13 protein-coding genes are annotated in these 15107 nt (G+C 53.3%); 3 read left to right on the top strand and 10 right to left on the bottom strand.

Annotated elements, in window-relative coordinates; genetic code table 11:
• Nucleotides 1-35: 35 nt before the first annotated feature.
• The 9 genes from K7B04_RS18680 to K7B04_RS18720 form a co-directional block, all read right to left on the bottom strand.
• Entirely contained in the window at nucleotides 36-1046 is a 1011-nt protein-coding gene (locus K7B04_RS18680; protein WP_064544951.1) for an SIS domain-containing protein, read from the bottom strand.
• A gap of 17 nt (nucleotides 1047-1063) precedes the next feature.
• A complete protein-coding gene (locus K7B04_RS18685) occupies nucleotides 1064-2125 on the bottom strand; it encodes an SIS domain-containing protein (protein WP_223802719.1) in 1062 nt (353 codons plus the stop codon).
• Between the two features lie 12 nt (nucleotides 2126-2137).
• Nucleotides 2138-2989, bottom strand: a complete 852-nt coding sequence (locus K7B04_RS18690) for a PTS system mannose/fructose/sorbose family transporter subunit IID (protein WP_065356704.1) — start codon at nucleotides 2987-2989, stop codon at nucleotides 2138-2140.
• Nucleotides 2967-3746: a PTS mannose/fructose/sorbose/N-acetylgalactosamine transporter subunit IIC gene (locus tag K7B04_RS18695; RefSeq protein WP_163446163.1), complete on the bottom strand. Its 780-nt coding sequence runs from the start codon at nucleotides 3744-3746 to the stop codon at nucleotides 2967-2969. Before K7B04_RS18695 ends, K7B04_RS18690 begins: the two co-directional genes overlap by 23 nt.
• 16 nt (nucleotides 3747-3762) lie before the next feature.
• Complete coding sequence (locus K7B04_RS18700; RefSeq protein ID WP_065356706.1) at nucleotides 3763-4233, bottom strand: PTS sugar transporter subunit IIB; 471 nt, start codon at nucleotides 4231-4233, stop codon at nucleotides 3763-3765.
• A gap of 14 nt (nucleotides 4234-4247) precedes the next feature.
• Nucleotides 4248-4670 (bottom strand): PTS sugar transporter subunit IIA, encoded by a 423-nt coding sequence (locus tag K7B04_RS18705; protein WP_065356707.1) that lies wholly within the window; start codon nucleotides 4668-4670, stop codon nucleotides 4248-4250.
• Nucleotides 4671-4770: 100 nt separating this feature from the next.
• Nucleotides 4771-7536 carry a sigma-54-dependent transcriptional regulator gene (locus K7B04_RS18710; protein WP_223802720.1) on the bottom strand — a complete coding sequence of 922 codons (2766 nt, stop codon included), beginning with the start codon at nucleotides 7534-7536 and terminating at the stop codon, nucleotides 4771-4773.
• A 195-nt stretch (nucleotides 7537-7731) separates the two neighbouring features.
• Complete coding sequence (locus K7B04_RS18715; RefSeq protein WP_223802721.1) at nucleotides 7732-9195, bottom strand: aspartate aminotransferase family protein; 1464 nt, start codon at nucleotides 9193-9195, stop codon at nucleotides 7732-7734.
• Between the two features lie 15 nt (nucleotides 9196-9210).
• Entirely contained in the window at nucleotides 9211-10596 is a 1386-nt protein-coding gene (locus K7B04_RS18720; RefSeq protein WP_167575705.1) for a diaminobutyrate--2-oxoglutarate transaminase, read from the bottom strand.
• Between the two features lie 614 nt (nucleotides 10597-11210).
• Between K7B04_RS18720 and lysC the strand changes: the two genes are divergently transcribed.
• On the top strand, nucleotides 11211-12575 hold the full coding sequence (lysC, locus tag K7B04_RS18725; RefSeq protein ID WP_223802722.1) for a lysine-sensitive aspartokinase 3: 1365 nt from the start codon (nucleotides 11211-11213) through the stop codon (nucleotides 12573-12575).
• Nucleotides 12576-12654: 79 nt separating this feature from the next.
• Here the strand turns inward: lysC and ychH are convergent, their stop codons facing one another.
• Nucleotides 12655-12939 carry a stress-induced protein YchH gene (gene ychH / locus K7B04_RS18730; protein ID WP_064544936.1) on the bottom strand — a complete coding sequence of 95 codons (285 nt, stop codon included), beginning with the start codon at nucleotides 12937-12939 and terminating at the stop codon, nucleotides 12655-12657.
• Nucleotides 12940-13217: 278 nt separating this feature from the next.
• On the opposite strand from ychH, the gene pth reads away from it, so the two are divergent.
• Together pth and ychF are read left to right on the top strand one after the other, a co-directional pair.
• Complete coding sequence (gene pth, locus K7B04_RS18735; RefSeq protein ID WP_064544934.1) at nucleotides 13218-13802, top strand: aminoacyl-tRNA hydrolase; 585 nt, start codon at nucleotides 13218-13220, stop codon at nucleotides 13800-13802.
• Between the two features lie 115 nt (nucleotides 13803-13917).
• Entirely contained in the window at nucleotides 13918-15012 is a 1095-nt protein-coding gene (ychF, locus tag K7B04_RS18740) for a redox-regulated ATPase YchF (RefSeq protein ID WP_064544932.1), read from the top strand.
• The last annotated feature ends 95 nt before the right edge of the window (nucleotides 15013-15107 follow it).

The raw sequence follows: 15107 nt of genomic DNA on the forward strand, positions 1-15107 counted from the left end.
TTGCGGCGGCCAGCGCACTGGTCGCCGCAGACACATTAGTAATCGAACTGCCGGTAGTAACGGCGAATATTCAGGTCGTGCCCGGTATGATGTTCAAAGTGGGCCGCCAGTCTGTCCACCAGCAACGTTGACACGACACACGGTGCCATTATCCAACGGAAAGCGTCATCAATACCGTTTAGCGGATAGTCGCGTGGGTCAATGACTACCAGATGATCGGTTATCTTTTTCGCGAAGCGCTCAACACGTTCATCCAGTGCCCGGCATTTACCCTCGCCTTTCACCAGGAACAGCGGAACATCTTTCTCCAGCAGTTCCAGAGTGCCATGGAAAAACTCCGCCGAGCTGACCGATTTGGTTCGCTTCCACTGCATCTCTTCCAGGATACACATCGAGAACAGGTAAACTTCCCCCCACATCTCGGCTCCACCGATCCACATCATATAATCACGGTCATGATACTGCGCAGCGATATTATCCGCCTGCGGATCAAACTGCCGTTTAGCCTGTAAGAGATTTTCCGGCAATAATTCCAACTGGCTGGCAAAGCGCTCATAATCCGCAAACTCACCATGACGATAAATTACGCGGAAAAATAACCAGTAGAGCAGCATATATTCATATTCTACGCCGTTTTTGTGACACATCGGAATATGCCATTTCGCCGCCTCAGCTAATGGTGAATCGGCATTCCGGGTAATAGCGACCACGCGAATACCTTGCCCTTTACACCATTCTGCAATCGCCACCGATTCTTTCGTATCACCGGATTTAGACAAGGTCACGACCACCGCGTCTTTGGTTAATTTCTTATGCCCGTGATGGATCAATTCCGCTGCCTGTTCAAGATAAACCGGCACGTCGGTTAATTGTTTAGCAAATTCATTAATCGCCATCATAGGCGCCAAAGAACCGCCTACTGAGGCAAAAAATAATGCGCTACAGCCACTCTGATAAATATCATCGGCGACGTTTTCCGCCTGTTTGCGCGCAGCAATGATCTCGCGAGCACTGGTCAGGTACTCGTCCTGATTAAAACCCAACATAGTTTTCTCCTGAATAATCAGATTTTACTTTTTAATACGCGATCGAAATCGTTAAAAATACGTTTTCCCAGGTCGATACCTTTAAGTCCGGCGATATGCCAGGCCAGCATCTGGATCGGCACCACCAGCAGAAGCGGCGCCAGATGATGTTCACACGGGCAGTTCAGCGCCAGCGTATGCTCATCCTCCTCGTCGTTGAGCGTCAGCGTGAAAGCCTGCGCGACAGATGGCATCATGTAGTCGCGCAGCGCCCGGCTGCGTTCATCCGGCTGGTCTTCAATAAACAGCATGATATGGCGGACATTAGCCTCCAGATAAGAGCCGTGCATATAGGCCTCGAGCTCGAAACCGCTGGAAGGGACGCGTACCGTCTCGGTGAATTTGGTTTCACACTCTTTGGCCACGCCCACCAGCGCCCCGTATCCGATGGCGACAAAACGCTCGCCGTCGCGCAGCGTCGCGCTGTGCCGCTCGATAAAGTGCGAGGTACGGGTTATCGCCGCCGGGATTGCCGCCGCCAACCGCCGCAGTTCCGCGAGATAATGCCGTTCTTCATCAGCGCTGGCTTTCCCCTGACCTCGGGCAATCAACAGGGCCATCAGCAACAAATTCAATACCGTCGCGCTAAAACCTCGGGTAACGAAGCCCACGCTCTCAATACCGGTATTGATATCCAGAACGCCGTCACACGCCTTCGCAATCGGGCTTTGCGGATCAGAGGTGAGCGCGAATACAGGAAGCTTCGCCGCCTGTACCTTACGCATCGCCTCCAGCGTTGACGCGCTTTTTCCGCTCTGTGAAATCGCCACCACCAGGTCGATATGCGGGTCAATCATTTCATAGTGGGTAAAGTTATACGGCTCTTTAATCTCCACCAGCAGGCCGAAGCGTTGCTCGAAGAAATAGCGCGCGCACAGCGCTGCATTCAGTGACGACCCGGTAGCCAACAGCAGAATTCGGCGTACCGGATGCTGGCGGGCAAATGTTTCAATTGCCGCCAGATTTTGCCGATAGTGGCGGATGATCTGCGCCAGGCATTCAGGTTCCTCGCGGATATACGTCATCATTGTGGGTACCATATTCATCTCCCGTTAAAATAATCCAATCCACGATCCAGCAATGCCCACCAGCGCCATCCCGCCAATAATCGTGAGCGGTTTGACCTTTCGCCCCAGCAGCCAGTAGACAATGCCAAAACTCACCAGTGGCAGCAGACAAGGCATAATGTCGTTGATAATGTCCTGCACCTGGGTTTTCGCCTCCCCGGCACCAAAAGAGATGGGAATGGTGATATCAATCATCGAGGCAGTCATCGCCCCTACCACCATCAGGCCGATAATTGACGCCCCGTAGGTCAGGCTTTCCATCATTCCGCTTTTCTGGATCCGCTGCAGCACGCCTGTCCCCAGTACGTAACCCCAGCGAGTGAAGAACCAGCGCACCAGGATGTGCGGCACGTTGAACACCAGCAGAAATAAAATTGGCCCAAGGATGTTGCCCTTCAGCGCCAGACTGGTGCCGATGCCGGTGGCGATCAGCCGCAGCGTTCCCCAAAAGAAAGAGTCTCCCAGCCCGGCAAGCGGTCCCATCAGCGACGCTTTTACGTTATCAATCGCGCTGGCGTCCATCTTGTTCTGCTGGCTATTTTTCTCCTCCATCGCCGTGGTAATTCCCAGCAACAGGGTGACGATATGCGGCGTGGTATTGAAAAACACCAGATGCCGTTTTAGCGCCCCAGCCAGCTCCTCTTTACGTGGATAGAGTTTTTTCAACACCGGAATCAACGCATAAACGAAGGCGAGATTCATCTGCCGCTCGTAGTTCCACGAGAACTCCATCTGGAAAGAGCGCCAGAATACCCGGCGTAGGTCGCGCGGCGTGATGCGCGTGTCATCCTGTTCCTGAGGCGCGAGATTCTCTTCAGAAATCATCTTCGTCGTCATCGCTGACTCCTTGTTCTGTCGTCGTACGGGGTGAGTTCAATGCAGTGACGTTAACCATCACTACCGCGACAATCGCGCCCAGAATGGCAATACCGGTCACCGGGATTTTCAGATAGGCCATCAACACAAAGCCGAGGAAAAAGTACGGCGCGACTTTCTTATTAATCAGCAATCTGGCCAGCATTGCGAAGCCGAGCGCCGGAATAATGCCGGTCGCCACGCTGAGCCCGTGTTTAATAAATTCCGGGATCGCGTCCAGCAGCGATTTCACCGCGTTACTGCCGACAAGAAACGATACCGTGACCACCGTCGCCAACATTAACGACAGCCCGAATCCGGCAATCAGGTGCATACGCTCAATACCGCGCGTATCCGCTTCTTCGGCATAACCATCGGCCTTCTGACTGAGCCAGGGAATAAACATCCCCAGGTAGACGTTTTTCAAAATCAGCGTCAGGGTGGCAATCGGCAGGCCCAGTAGCAGCGCCGTCTCCGTGCCCGCACCGGAGGTAATCGCGAACGCCACGCCGAGTATGCCGCCAGTGACCACATCGGGCGGAATCGATGCGCCCACCGAGAAAGAGCCAATAAACGCCAGCTCCAGCGTAGCCCCCATGATGACGCCGGTTTGCACATCCCCCAGTACTAATCCGGTCAGCAGGCCGGTGACGATGGGCCGCGAAATGAGCGATGTTCCCATCGCGTATTCTGATTGCGCGATAAACGCCACCAGACCGAGTAACAGAGCCTCTACCATAATCTGTCCTCCGGAATTAAAGGCATTCCGCTAAAAGCTGTTTGCGATCGTTCGGGACCTGGCGAATTTCGACCTCAACGCCGCTGTCGATGAGCTGTTGCAGCTGCACGATTTCTTCCGGCAATAAATTAATCGCCTTCGAGATATTCTGGCTGCCCTCTTTCGCTTTAATCCCACCCAAATTAATACTTTTAATACCCTCCACGGCATTCACTATGCGCCAGGCATCGGTCACCGATTCCACGACAATAAATAGTTTGTACTTATCCGTGACGCCGCTTTTTATCGACTCGATTGAGTCATCGATATTTTTAATCACCAGCTTGACCGAAGGCGGTTTAGCAAGCTTGATCGTGGTTTTCCGCAGTTCATCGTTGGGCACATTGTCGTTAGCGATTAAAATACAGTCTGCGCCAACATATTGCGTCCAGGAAAAAGCCACCTGACCGTGAAGTAAACGATGATCTACCCTTAAAAATTTAATCATGACGCCTCCTGTGTTCAGAAGTCTTTATCAATAGTCGTCGCACTGGCAATGGTATGATTGCAGTACTGAATGCTCTCTTTAGCGCTAGCTAGCGCTTCAGAAATTAATTTATCGGTATCACTTTCCTGCGTGGAAATAAGTAAGTCGATAATTAGCGGCAAATTCAGACCGGACAATAAATGAAAGTGCGGGCGCGATAAAAAGCGGACAAATTCATTGTTCACGCTACCGGCGAAAATATCGGTAATCACAATCAGTTCATCGTCGGCGGGAAAGTTCGCCAGCAGTGATTCGACCTGTTGGGTCAGGTCAACGTCATCATCTACATAGGCGCACAGGGTGTGAATATCCGGCTGTTTACCGAGAATCAGCTCCACGGAATTCAACAGGCCGTTTGCGAAAGTGCCATGACTGGCAAAAATATAGTGTCGTTTCATCCTTACCTCGAAAGCGCATTCCACTGCTTTCTCTTATTGCAACCGGCATGCCAGAAACAGTGGCGCACCGGTCAGGCTCAGAATGAAAAGATGAAGTGTGTTAAAACTCTTGATCTTGCTGGATATATTCTGTCTCGCGCGTCAGAATATCGTGAATGTAACAAAGCTCAACGCGGGGGATTTTGACACTATATCCGCTCTCTATGACACTAAAGGCTTCTCGCAGAATAACCAGTTCGCTCTCCGGACACTGTTTCCCTGCATCAGGGGTCGGCGAGGCATTACGGATCAGCCGCTCAATCAGGCAGCTAATATGAACATACAGCGCCACCTTCCGATCGTTAGCCACCTGGCAGCCGGCAAGGTGCTCATAGCGCAGTAAAAACTGCTCCACCTGGTTTATCACTTTCCCCGTATCAAGGATCGTTACTGATTCAATGACCCGGCGCAGCGAGAAGTTTTTGAGCAGCAGGTTATTAATTTCGCTCACCTGCTCAGCCGTCGCCAGCTCGCCGAAAATACGCATCAGCGGCCTGCTGCCTTCGCCTGACATCAGCGAATCCAGCGAGATCCACGGCAGCGCCTCGAGATGAGGATCGAGAGTGCCGACCACCGCCAGCACCTCGTAGCGACTGAGCAGCGGCTCACGACGTGCCGGGCAGGCCAGCGTATCGACATCGCAGGCCACAATATCAATGGCCAGCGCAGCCGGGATGCTGGCGCTTAATAGTGCCGACAGGTTAGCCGCCGCGCCCATACCGGTCGCACAGGTGGTGAGAATGGCCCTGGGTTTATCGGCTTGCGGGTAATAAAGCTGATGCTCAACGGCCAGCGCGCCGTCAATCTCCCGCACAATATCTTCCAGCATATCCCCCTGCAATATGCGTTCTCCCACATACATTGCCATGCTGGTCGAGACGTTGTTGACGATTGCGACCGGCGTCGACAGGCGGCGATTAAAGTGACTGTGAATCGCCTTTAGCGAGCCCATATCGACCAGAATAATCAGCCCGGAACCCAGTGCATGACTCTCAATGTAGCTCTGAACCTGGTTGGCGATCGCCTCGGGGGTCACATCGAGCGGCATATCAAACGACTCGAACAGCTGGCTTTTCAGCAGCCGATTCGCCACGTTGGCGATACTGCTGGCGGTCGCATAGCCGTGGGCCAGAACGATCGCCCGGGTCACCTGCTGCTGGCTGACGGCACCGGTTTTTTGCAGCCACAGTACCAGCAAGAGCAGATCCACGCGCCGTGGTTCGATATCAAGCTTCAGCGCCAGCGCGGCGAGGATCGCCTCGCAAAAGCGGTACAGCAGCGGAAATTTCTGCGCGAGAAAATTCTCCAGCTGGCGGCTTTTCTCGCGGCTTAAAGTGGACAGTGTCTGGCGGGAGCGATGGATAAGATAGTGGCTCAGGGCATAAATACAGTTGCCGTTAAACTGAATATTGAAGCGTTTTTCCAGCCGATAGAACTCTTCCCGCACCTGCTGCGTGGCCAGCAACAGCATATGGGCACTGTGGGCGTCCGGGTTATCGAAAATCAGCCGGTCAAAGAGCGTTTCAATCTCTTCACCCATGCTTTTTTGCGCCTCCTCCCAGCTATTTTTTTGACTCAGCACCGCTTCATACAACGCCAGCACGCGGCACTGGGTATCGTAAATCAGGCTCTGCGCCGGATCGCGCGCGCGCTGTAGCCAGTGCAGGCTGGTCTGGGGTTCAACAAGCAGCGGCTCCTCCTGGAGGAGAGGCTCATTGAGCGCTGGCGTTGCGGCCACGATGTTCTCCGGCAGATCGTGCAGCGTCACATTAAGCACTTCGCTGCCCGGCCGCCGGGCCCAGGCCGAAGCCACCGCGTATTTGATCACATTCTTCATCTCGCCAACGTTGCCGCGATAAACATAGTGCGTCAGCCCCTGCAACAACCTCGGCGTCAGCTGTAGCCGTGCGTTGAGCGTTCGTGCTTCCTGCCAGAAAAATTGCAGCATCAGCGCCTCTTTCTCGTGGCGGCTGCGATGCTGTAAATCCGGCAGGCTGATGAGAATCGGGATACGGCGAATAAAAGTTGTCAGGAAGGTGCTGTGAATGTCTTCGGTGGTAGCAAAAACCAGCCGCAGTGAAACAGGCAGCCCCTGCGCGCTCTCTCCAACGCGGTATATCTCTTTACGATCCAGCCAGGTAAACAGCTTTTCCTGCCCTTCCGCGTTCAGACGATGAACTTCATCGAGAAACAGCATCCCGCCGTTCGCCGCCTCAAAGGCCCCTGCTTTATCGCCCTGCGCGCCGGTAAAAGCCCCTTTGACATAGCCAAACAGGTTGGCAGCCAGCAGTTCCGGGTTATTGGCATACTGCGCGCAGTTAAAGCTGACGAAGGGAGCGTCGGGGGCCAGCAGCCCCTGGGCAATAGCGTATGCGTGCATCAGTTCCGCCATATAGCTTTTCCCGGTGCCGCTGTCGCCGGTGATAAGCAGCGGCAGCCCGCCGTCAGGATAAAACAGCGCGGTTTTCATCTGTTCAATGGGCTTTCGCAGACTACCGTCATGCCCGGTCAGCAGTGAAAAATGGTCGACCGGCTCCGGCCGACGATCGCTCTCAGCGAGCAGATCCGCCATGCTGGCGTACTCGTTACGGGATAGTGGAAAGAACTGCTGGCTGAACGCCTTTTTATGCAGGAAGTAGACCGGACGCGTGTTGATCTTCACCAGGACATCCTGAGCAACCAGCTGATTGAGATAATGGCTGGCGGTATTGCGCTGCATGGCAAAACGTTGAGCCAGGTCGCTGGCGGTAAAAACGTCGCTCAGGTTATCGGGGTCAAAAAAATCCGTCTGATTTTGTAGAAAAGCCAATAGTTCCGTTTTACGCATCTCATCCCCCATCATCACCATCACAGGCGTTTATGATGCGGGGAAATCGACCCGGCGTTGGCGCATAATTTATTTTTTGTGCTCTAAGCCACAAAACCAGCGCGAGGACGTTTGGTCGCGAGGATAAAAAAATCCGGAAGCGTAAACGCTTCCGGATTCGTCTGCCCGTCAGGGCTCGCGAGCAAGCCTGAAAATTCAGGCTTTCAGCAGTTGCTCAGCCGTCGCCTTCACGCTCGCCAGCAGAACTTTAACGTCCTCCAGGCACACGGTAGGATTCAGCAGCGTCAGCTTCAGGCAGGTGACGCCATCGGCTTCGGTCACGCCGACGTTGGCGCTACCGGAAGCCAGCAGCACGTCACCAATACGCTGGTTCAGCAGCGCAACGAAGGCCATGTCGTCACTTTGCGGGCGGAAGCGGAACAGCACGCTTGCCAGCTGCGGCTCCATCACCAGTTCCAGATGTGGCTGGGTTTTGACAAACTCAGCCACATCGCGCGCCAGCGTCACGCCGTTATCAATGATTTCGGCATACTGCTTTTTACCCAGCGCTTCGAGGCCCATCCACAGCTTAAGCGCGTCGAAACGACGCGTGGTCTGCAGCGACTTCGATACCAGGTTCGGTACGCCGTGTTCTTCATCGAAATCAGAGTTCAGGTACGCCGCCTGATAGCGCATCAGCTCATAGTGACGCGCGTCTTTTAACAGGAACGCGCCGCAGCTGATGGTCTGGAAGAACTGCTTATGGAAGTCCAGGGTAACGGAATCCGCCAGCTCAAGGCCGTTCAGGAAGTGACGATACTTCTCAGACAGCAGTAACGCTCCGCCCCATGCTGCATCCACGTGCATCCAGATCTGGTGCTCTGCCGCCAGCGCCGCGATGTCCGCTAACGGATCAATTGCGCCCGCATCGGTCGTTCCGGCCGTAGCGACGATCGCCATCACCTGCTCGCCGTTGGCTTTCGCCTGGGCCAGCTTGTCTTTGAGGTCCGCCAGATCCATACGTGAGAAGGCATCGGTCTTCACCTGGGTGACGGAACGGTAGCCCAGCCCCATCAGCGCCATGTTCTTCTGCACGGAGAAATGCGCGCTTTCAGAGCAGAACACTTTGATTTTGCTCAGATCGCCGGTCAGACCATTCTGCTGAATGGAGTGCCCCTGACGCGCAAAGAAAGCGTCGCGCGCCAGCATCAGGCCCATCAGATTGCTCTGGGTGCCGCCGCTGGTGAACACGCCCGCGTCGCCCGCCGCATAACCTACCTGCTCACGCAGCCATTCGATCAGTTTGATCTCAATGATGGTCGCAGATGGGCTCTGGTCCCAGGAGTCCATACTCTGGTTAGTGGCGTTGATCAGCACTTCCGCCGCCTGGCTAATCACCAGGCTTGGGCAGTGCAGGTGCGCCACGCACTGCGCATGGTGAACCAACAGGCTGTCTTTCAGAAAGTATTCAACCGCACGCTCAATAGCGGCCTGGTTGCCCAGGCCCTGAGACGTAAAGTTCAGGTTGATACGTTCGCGCAGCTGTTCAACGGTTTTGCCCTGATACATCTCAGGCTGTTTCAACCATTCAACGACCGCTTTCGTACTCTGCTCGATAGCGTCCTGATAGGCGGCAATACTCTGCGCCGAGCCGGACAGAATCGGGTTTACGTCTGACATTCGTTCCAACTCCGTTTAAACCGGCTTCACGCCAGCACCCAGCAGGGCGTTTTCGAATTTATCGAGGAACACTTCCAGCTCAGCGTTAGTGATCAGCAGAGACGGCAGCAGGCGCAGTACGCAACCGTTACGGCCGCCACGCTCCAGAATCAGCCCGTTTTCGAAGCATTTTTTCTGCAGCAGCGCGGACAGCTCGCCATCGGCCGGGTAGCAGCCCATGTGATCCTGCGCTTCGTTCGGCTTAACAATTTCAATACCGATCATCAGACCCAGACCACGTACCTGGCCAATCACCGGGTAGCGTTTCTGCAGGTCGGCCAGTTTGCCTTTCAGCCACTCGCCCTGGGCGGCAACTTTATCGGCAATCTTGTCGTCTTTGAGGATTTTCAGCGTTGTCAGACCGGTGGCCATCGCTAGCTGGTTGCCGCGGAAGGTACCGGTATGGTGGCCCGGAGCCCACGCATCGAACTGCTTTTTAATGCCCAGTACCGCCAGCGGCAGACCACCGCCAACCGCTTTGGACATCACGATGATGTCTGGCTCAATACCGGCGTGTTCGAAGGCGAACAGCTTACCGGTACGCGCGAAGCCTGCCTGAACTTCATCGATGATCAGCAGAATGCCGTGTTCCTGCGTGACTTTGCGAATGCGCTGCAGCCACTCGACCGGAGCCGGGTTTACACCGCCCTCGCCCTGTACTGCTTCGAGGATCACCGCAGCCGGTTTACGCACGCCGCTTTCAACGTCGTTGATCAGGTTTTCGAAGTAGTAGGTCAATGCTTTCACGCCAGCGTCACCGCCAATACCCAGCGGGCAGCGGTACTGATGCGGATACGGCATAAACTGCACTTCAGCCATCATGTTGCTGACGGCTTCTTTCGGCGACAGGTTGCCCGTCACGGAGAGCGCGCCATGGGTCATCCCGTGGTAGCCGCCGGAGAAGCTGATAATGCTGGAACGGCCGGTCACTTTCTTCGCCAGCTTCAGCGCCGCTTCAACGGCATCGGCGCCGGACGGCCCGGTGAACTGCAGGCAATATTCTTTGCCCTGGCCCGGCAATAAAGAAAGTAAATAAGATGAAAATTCATCTTTTAACGGCGTAGTAAGGTCAAGCGTATGTAACGGTAAGCCGCTTGTGATGACACTTTGAATGCTCTGGAGCACTTCAGGATGATTGTGACCGAGCGCCAGGGTACCGGCACCTGCAAGGCAATCAAGATATTGATTATTTTCTACGTCGGTAATCCAGACGCCCTGCGCTTTGGCAATAGCCAATGGCAGTTTACGCGGATAGCTGCGGACATTAGATTCAAACTCAGCCTGTCTTGCTAAAAAGGTATCATTGCTCTGTGGTAATGAATTAGCACTTAAAGTATCAATACGGACTTTATCCGTCATCATATCACTCCTACAACCAGGTGTAGATTAACGCCTGATTGAATAAATGGTTATAAGGATTACCTGTAAAAAAGCGCGGCTAATATATGTTGTTTTAGCACTGGACTCAATCATTTATTTTGCATTGCAGAAAAATGTCATTTTCACCTTTAAAATCAATGCATAACAGCAACATCATAATGCTCATTTTATAAGAATTTGTTACTTTTTATCTTACAAAACGTCATACAGCCGTCATCCGAATGATGTAAAGAAAGCCATCGATTTTTCATGGTTTTATTATTCTTTTACATGAATTTACCATTATTAATGTATGCATTAAGTCGTTAAAGCATGATTTTTCACTTGTTTGCGATGAAATATAATAAAAAAGTCGATCCCTCTGAATAAATCACTTACTATGGCGCGCTTATTTGCAGGCTCTGTAAATAAAGAACTAATGCGCATCACCCGGTAACGCGTACAGGCGAAACACGTTATCGACAACAGGAGTGATTCCTGGGTTGTTATTAGAAATGTTCGCGGGCGGACATTTCGTAAGGCGAAGACCGCTTCCCTTATGCCGAGAATGAAAATTTTCTAGCCATTACATGATGGCGCCCTGATATGAGATTGTTATGACTCGCATTTATCCACATTTCATCGTTGCCAAATTTGGCGGCACCAGCGTCGCTGACTTTGACGCGATGAACCGCAGTGCCAGCATTGTTCTTGCTGATCCCAACGTTCGTTTAGTCGTTCTCTCTGCTTCGGCAGGCGTGACTAATCTTCTGGTCGAGCTTTCTGAAGGTCTGGAAAGTCGTCAGCAATTAGACAAGCTCGAGACGTTACGTACTATCCAGTACAATATTATTTCCCGCCTGAAGCAGCCGACCGTTATCAGCAAGGAAATTGATAATCTCCTCGACAATATCGGTCACCTGGCGCAAACGGCGGCCACTTCGCCATCCGCCGCGCTGAGTGATGAACTGGTCAGCCACGGTGAGCTGATGTCTTCCCTGCTGTTTACCGAGGTCCTTCGTGAGCGTGAAGCGGAGGCCAGCTGGTTTGACGCCCGCAGCGTCATTCGCACGGACGACACCTACGGTTGTGCAGCACCCGATATTGATGCCCTGGCGACGCTGGCCGAGACGCATCTGCGCCCGCGCCTGGAACAAGCCATTATGATTACTCAGGGGTTTATTGGCCGTGACGCGCAGGGCCATACCACGACCCTGGGTCGCGGCGGCAGCGACTACACGGCCTCACTGCTCGGCGAAGCGCTGAATGCTGGTCGGGTTGATATCTGGACCGACGTGGCGGGAATCTACACCACTGACCCCCGTATCGCGCCGAACGCCAAACGTATCGATCGTATCTCGTTTTCTGAGGCCAGCGATATGGCCGCCTACGGCGCGAAAGTGCTCCATCCGGCAACGTTGCTGCCAGCCATGCGCAAAAACATCCCGGTGTTTGTCGGCTCAAGTAAAAATACCGCCGCCGGTGGCACGCTGGTGTGCAGCACCACCGAGAACCCGCCGCGTTATCGCGCGGTGGCGGTACGACGTAAGCAAACGCTGCTGCGCTTGCACAGCCTTGACGCGCAGCCGTCCTGCCACTTCTTAGCCCAGATGTTTGCCCTGTTAGCGCGTCATTCTGTCGCCGCCGACCTGGTCACCACTTCTGAAAACAGCATCGCGCTGGCGCTGGACTCTACTCACGCCACCTCCGGTGAGGACCATACGCTAACCACGTCATTATTTACCGAGCTCTCTTCCCACTGTCGAGTTGAAGTGGAAACCGGGCTGGCGCTGGTCACGCTGGTTGGGAATCAGCTCACGCAGGCATCCGGCGTATTTAAAGATGTTTTTGCCTGGCTTGAAGAACACGCGGTACGCATGGTCTGCCACGGCGCATCCAGTAATAACCTGTGCTTCCTGCTGCCTGCCAACGAGGCCGATAGCGCCATCAAGGCCCTGCATCTCCAGCTTTTCGAGTCATAAGGCGATAAAAACAAAAAGTCCCGGCCTTGCGACCGGGACTTTATTATCTGTTTACTGGCCCCTCTCAGGAACCCTTTATTTAGCTATGACGGTGCGAGGTACCCCCACCGCGGCGGCAACGTTTATCATAGTGACGAACCCACCAGTACTTATCACTCACCTGCTCATGCCCGCCGATACGTGCACCGGTCAGCCAAAGAATAGCGCCAACGAAGATGCTTAAAATCGCCCCATGCGCAAAAAACTGAGGCAGGTTAAGCTGCGGCAATTGGTTTAAAATGGAGTAACCTACACCGCCGATCATAACGACCAAACCTAACCCCATGAGCACATTACCGAGTAACGAAGCGTTTTTGCGTTTCATAGTGTCACCTCCGTAGATTGCTTTGGGTTTAGGGATATATCCCTATTCCTTGTGTGTAAAGTATAGACAACAGCGCTGTGGATAAGTGCGTGGCCGATCACAAACGTGAACATATCATCAACATAACTTTACATTTAAGTGACTGAAATACTTTTCAAACAATATTATTCCGTACATCAACTATTCAGTTTTCAGCCCTTTCAGCGCTAATTTTTGTCAAGCGCGTCGTCACAACGTAAACTAGCCGCCGGAAAGATTGCCCACTCAGGAACAAAAACGTGACGATTAAACTGATTGTCGGCCTGGCGAATCCCGGCGCAGAGTACGCGGGAACGCGTCATAACGCGGGCGCATGGTACGTCGATTTACTGGCAGAGCGCTTTCGCGCCCCGCTGCGTGAAGAAAGTAAGTTTTTTGGCTACACCTCCCGCATTAATCTGGCCGGGGAAGATGTACGCCTGTTGGTGCCAACCACCTTTATGAACCTCAGCGGTAAAGCTGTGGCGGCGCTGGCAACCTTCTATCGTATTAATCCGGATGAAATTCTGGTGGCTCATGACGAGTTGGATCTTCCTCCGGGCGTGGCGAAGTTTAAACTCGGCGGCGGCCACGGCGGCCATAACGGCCTGAAGGACATCATCAGCAAACTGGGCAATAACCCTAATTTTCATCGCTTACGTATTGGAATCGGCCATCCGGGCGATAAAAACAAAGTTGTGGGTTTTGTGCTGGGTAAACCGCAGGCGGCTGAACAGAAGTTGATCGACGATGCGGTAGACGAAGCGGCGCGCTGCACCGAGATCTGGCTGAAAGACGGGCTGACCAAAGCAACTAACCGATTACACGCTTTTAAGGCGCAATAGACCGACGACTGCGGTATTTTTCCCGCATGACGTGTATAATGGTCTGAGTTATTTACTTTTCTACAATCTGTTCTCTATGACAGGTTGAATATCAAAAGATTAAGGTGATTTAAACATGGGATTCAAATGCGGTATCGTTGGTTTGCCAAACGTAGGCAAATCCACCCTGTTCAACGCGCTCACCAAAGCGGGTATTGAAGCGGCGAACTTCCCGTTCTGTACTATCGAGCCGAACACAGGCGTTGTGCCGATGCCCGATCCACGTCTGGACCAGCTGGCGGAAATCGTTAAACCGCAGCGCATCCTGCCGACCACCATGGAATTCGTCGACATCGCGGGCCTGGTAAAAGGCGCATCTAAAGGTGAAGGCCTGGGTAACCAGTTCCTGACCAACATCCGCGAAACCGAAGCGATTGGCCACGTTGTTCGCTGCTTCGAAAACGACAACATTATCCACGTGAATAACAAAGTGGATCCGGCTGACGATATCGACGTCATCAACACCGAGCTGGCGCTGTCCGACCTCGACACCTGTGAACGCGCGATTCACCGCGTGCAGAAGAAAGCTAAAGGCGGCGACAAAGACGCCAAAGCCGAGCTGGCCGCGCTGGAAAAATGTCTGCCGCAGCTGGAAAACGCAGGCATGCTGCGTGCGCTGAAAACGCTGACCGACGAAGATAAAGCGGCCATCAAATACCTGAGCTTCCTGACCCTGAAGCCAACCATGTATATCGCCAACGTCAACGAAGACGGTTTTGAAAACAACCCGTACCTCGATAAAGTGCGCGAAATCGCCGCGGCTGAAGGTTCAGTCGTGGTTGCCGTTTGCGCCGCTGTCGAAGCCGATATCGCTGAACTCGACGATGCTGACCGTGAAGAATTCATGGCTGAAATGGGTCTCGAAGAACCGGGCCTGAACCGCGTGATCCGCGCCGGTTACGAACTGCTGAACCTGCAGACCTACTTCACCGCGGGCGTGAAAGAAGTTCGCGCATGGACCATCCCTGTTGGCGCAACCGCACCGCAGGCGGCGGGTAAAATCCATACCGACTTCGAAAAAGGCTTTATCCGCGCACAGACCATCGCGTTTGAAGATTTCATCACCTATAAAGGTGAGCAAGGCGCGAAAGAAGCGGGCAAGATGCGTGCAGAAGGGAAAGATTACATCGTTAAAGATGGCGATGTGATGAACTTCTTGTTCAACGTCTAAATAAAAGCTGCTGTCTCATGAGGTTTCGCTGAATCTCATAAACATCAATAAAGCTATAAATCCACGCAATTGCGTGGATTTTTTATAGACGAAAA

The sequence above is a fragment of the Kluyvera sp. CRP genome (genome assembly GCF_019930565.1).
GTDB lineage: Bacteria > Pseudomonadota > Gammaproteobacteria > Enterobacterales > Enterobacteriaceae > Kluyvera > Kluyvera georgiana_A.

Excerpts from the sequence above, each read along its gene's own strand:
- K7B04_RS18680 (WP_064544951.1), bottom strand. The coding sequence starts at position 1,046 with ATGTTGGGTTTTAATCAGGACGAGTACCTGACCAGTGCTCGCGAGATC.
- K7B04_RS18685 (WP_223802719.1), bottom strand. The coding sequence starts at position 2,125 with ATGGTACCCACAATGATGACGTATATCCGCGAGGAACCTGAATGCCTG.
- K7B04_RS18690 (WP_065356704.1), bottom strand. The coding sequence starts at position 2,989 with ATGACGACGAAGATGATTTCTGAAGAGAATCTCGCGCCTCAGGAACAG.
- K7B04_RS18695 (WP_163446163.1), bottom strand. The coding sequence starts at position 3,746 with ATGGTAGAGGCTCTGTTACTCGGTCTGGTGGCGTTTATCGCGCAATCA.
- K7B04_RS18700 (WP_065356706.1), bottom strand. The coding sequence starts at position 4,233 with ATGATTAAATTTTTAAGGGTAGATCATCGTTTACTTCACGGTCAGGTG.
- K7B04_RS18705 (WP_065356707.1), bottom strand. The coding sequence starts at position 4,670 with ATGAAACGACACTATATTTTTGCCAGTCATGGCACTTTCGCAAACGGC.
- K7B04_RS18710 (WP_223802720.1), bottom strand. The coding sequence starts at position 7,536 with ATGCGTAAAACGGAACTATTGGCTTTTCTACAAAATCAGACGGATTTT.
- K7B04_RS18715 (WP_223802721.1), bottom strand. The coding sequence starts at position 9,195 with ATGTCAGACGTAAACCCGATTCTGTCCGGCTCGGCGCAGAGTATTGCC.
- K7B04_RS18720 (WP_167575705.1), bottom strand. The coding sequence starts at position 10,596 with ATGATGACGGATAAAGTCCGTATTGATACTTTAAGTGCTAATTCATTA.
- lysC (WP_223802722.1), top strand. The coding sequence starts at position 11,211 with ATGACTCGCATTTATCCACATTTCATCGTTGCCAAATTTGGCGGCACC.
- ychH (WP_064544936.1), bottom strand. The coding sequence starts at position 12,939 with ATGAAACGCAAAAACGCTTCGTTACTCGGTAATGTGCTCATGGGGTTA.
- ychF (WP_064544932.1), top strand. The coding sequence starts at position 13,918 with ATGGGATTCAAATGCGGTATCGTTGGTTTGCCAAACGTAGGCAAATCC.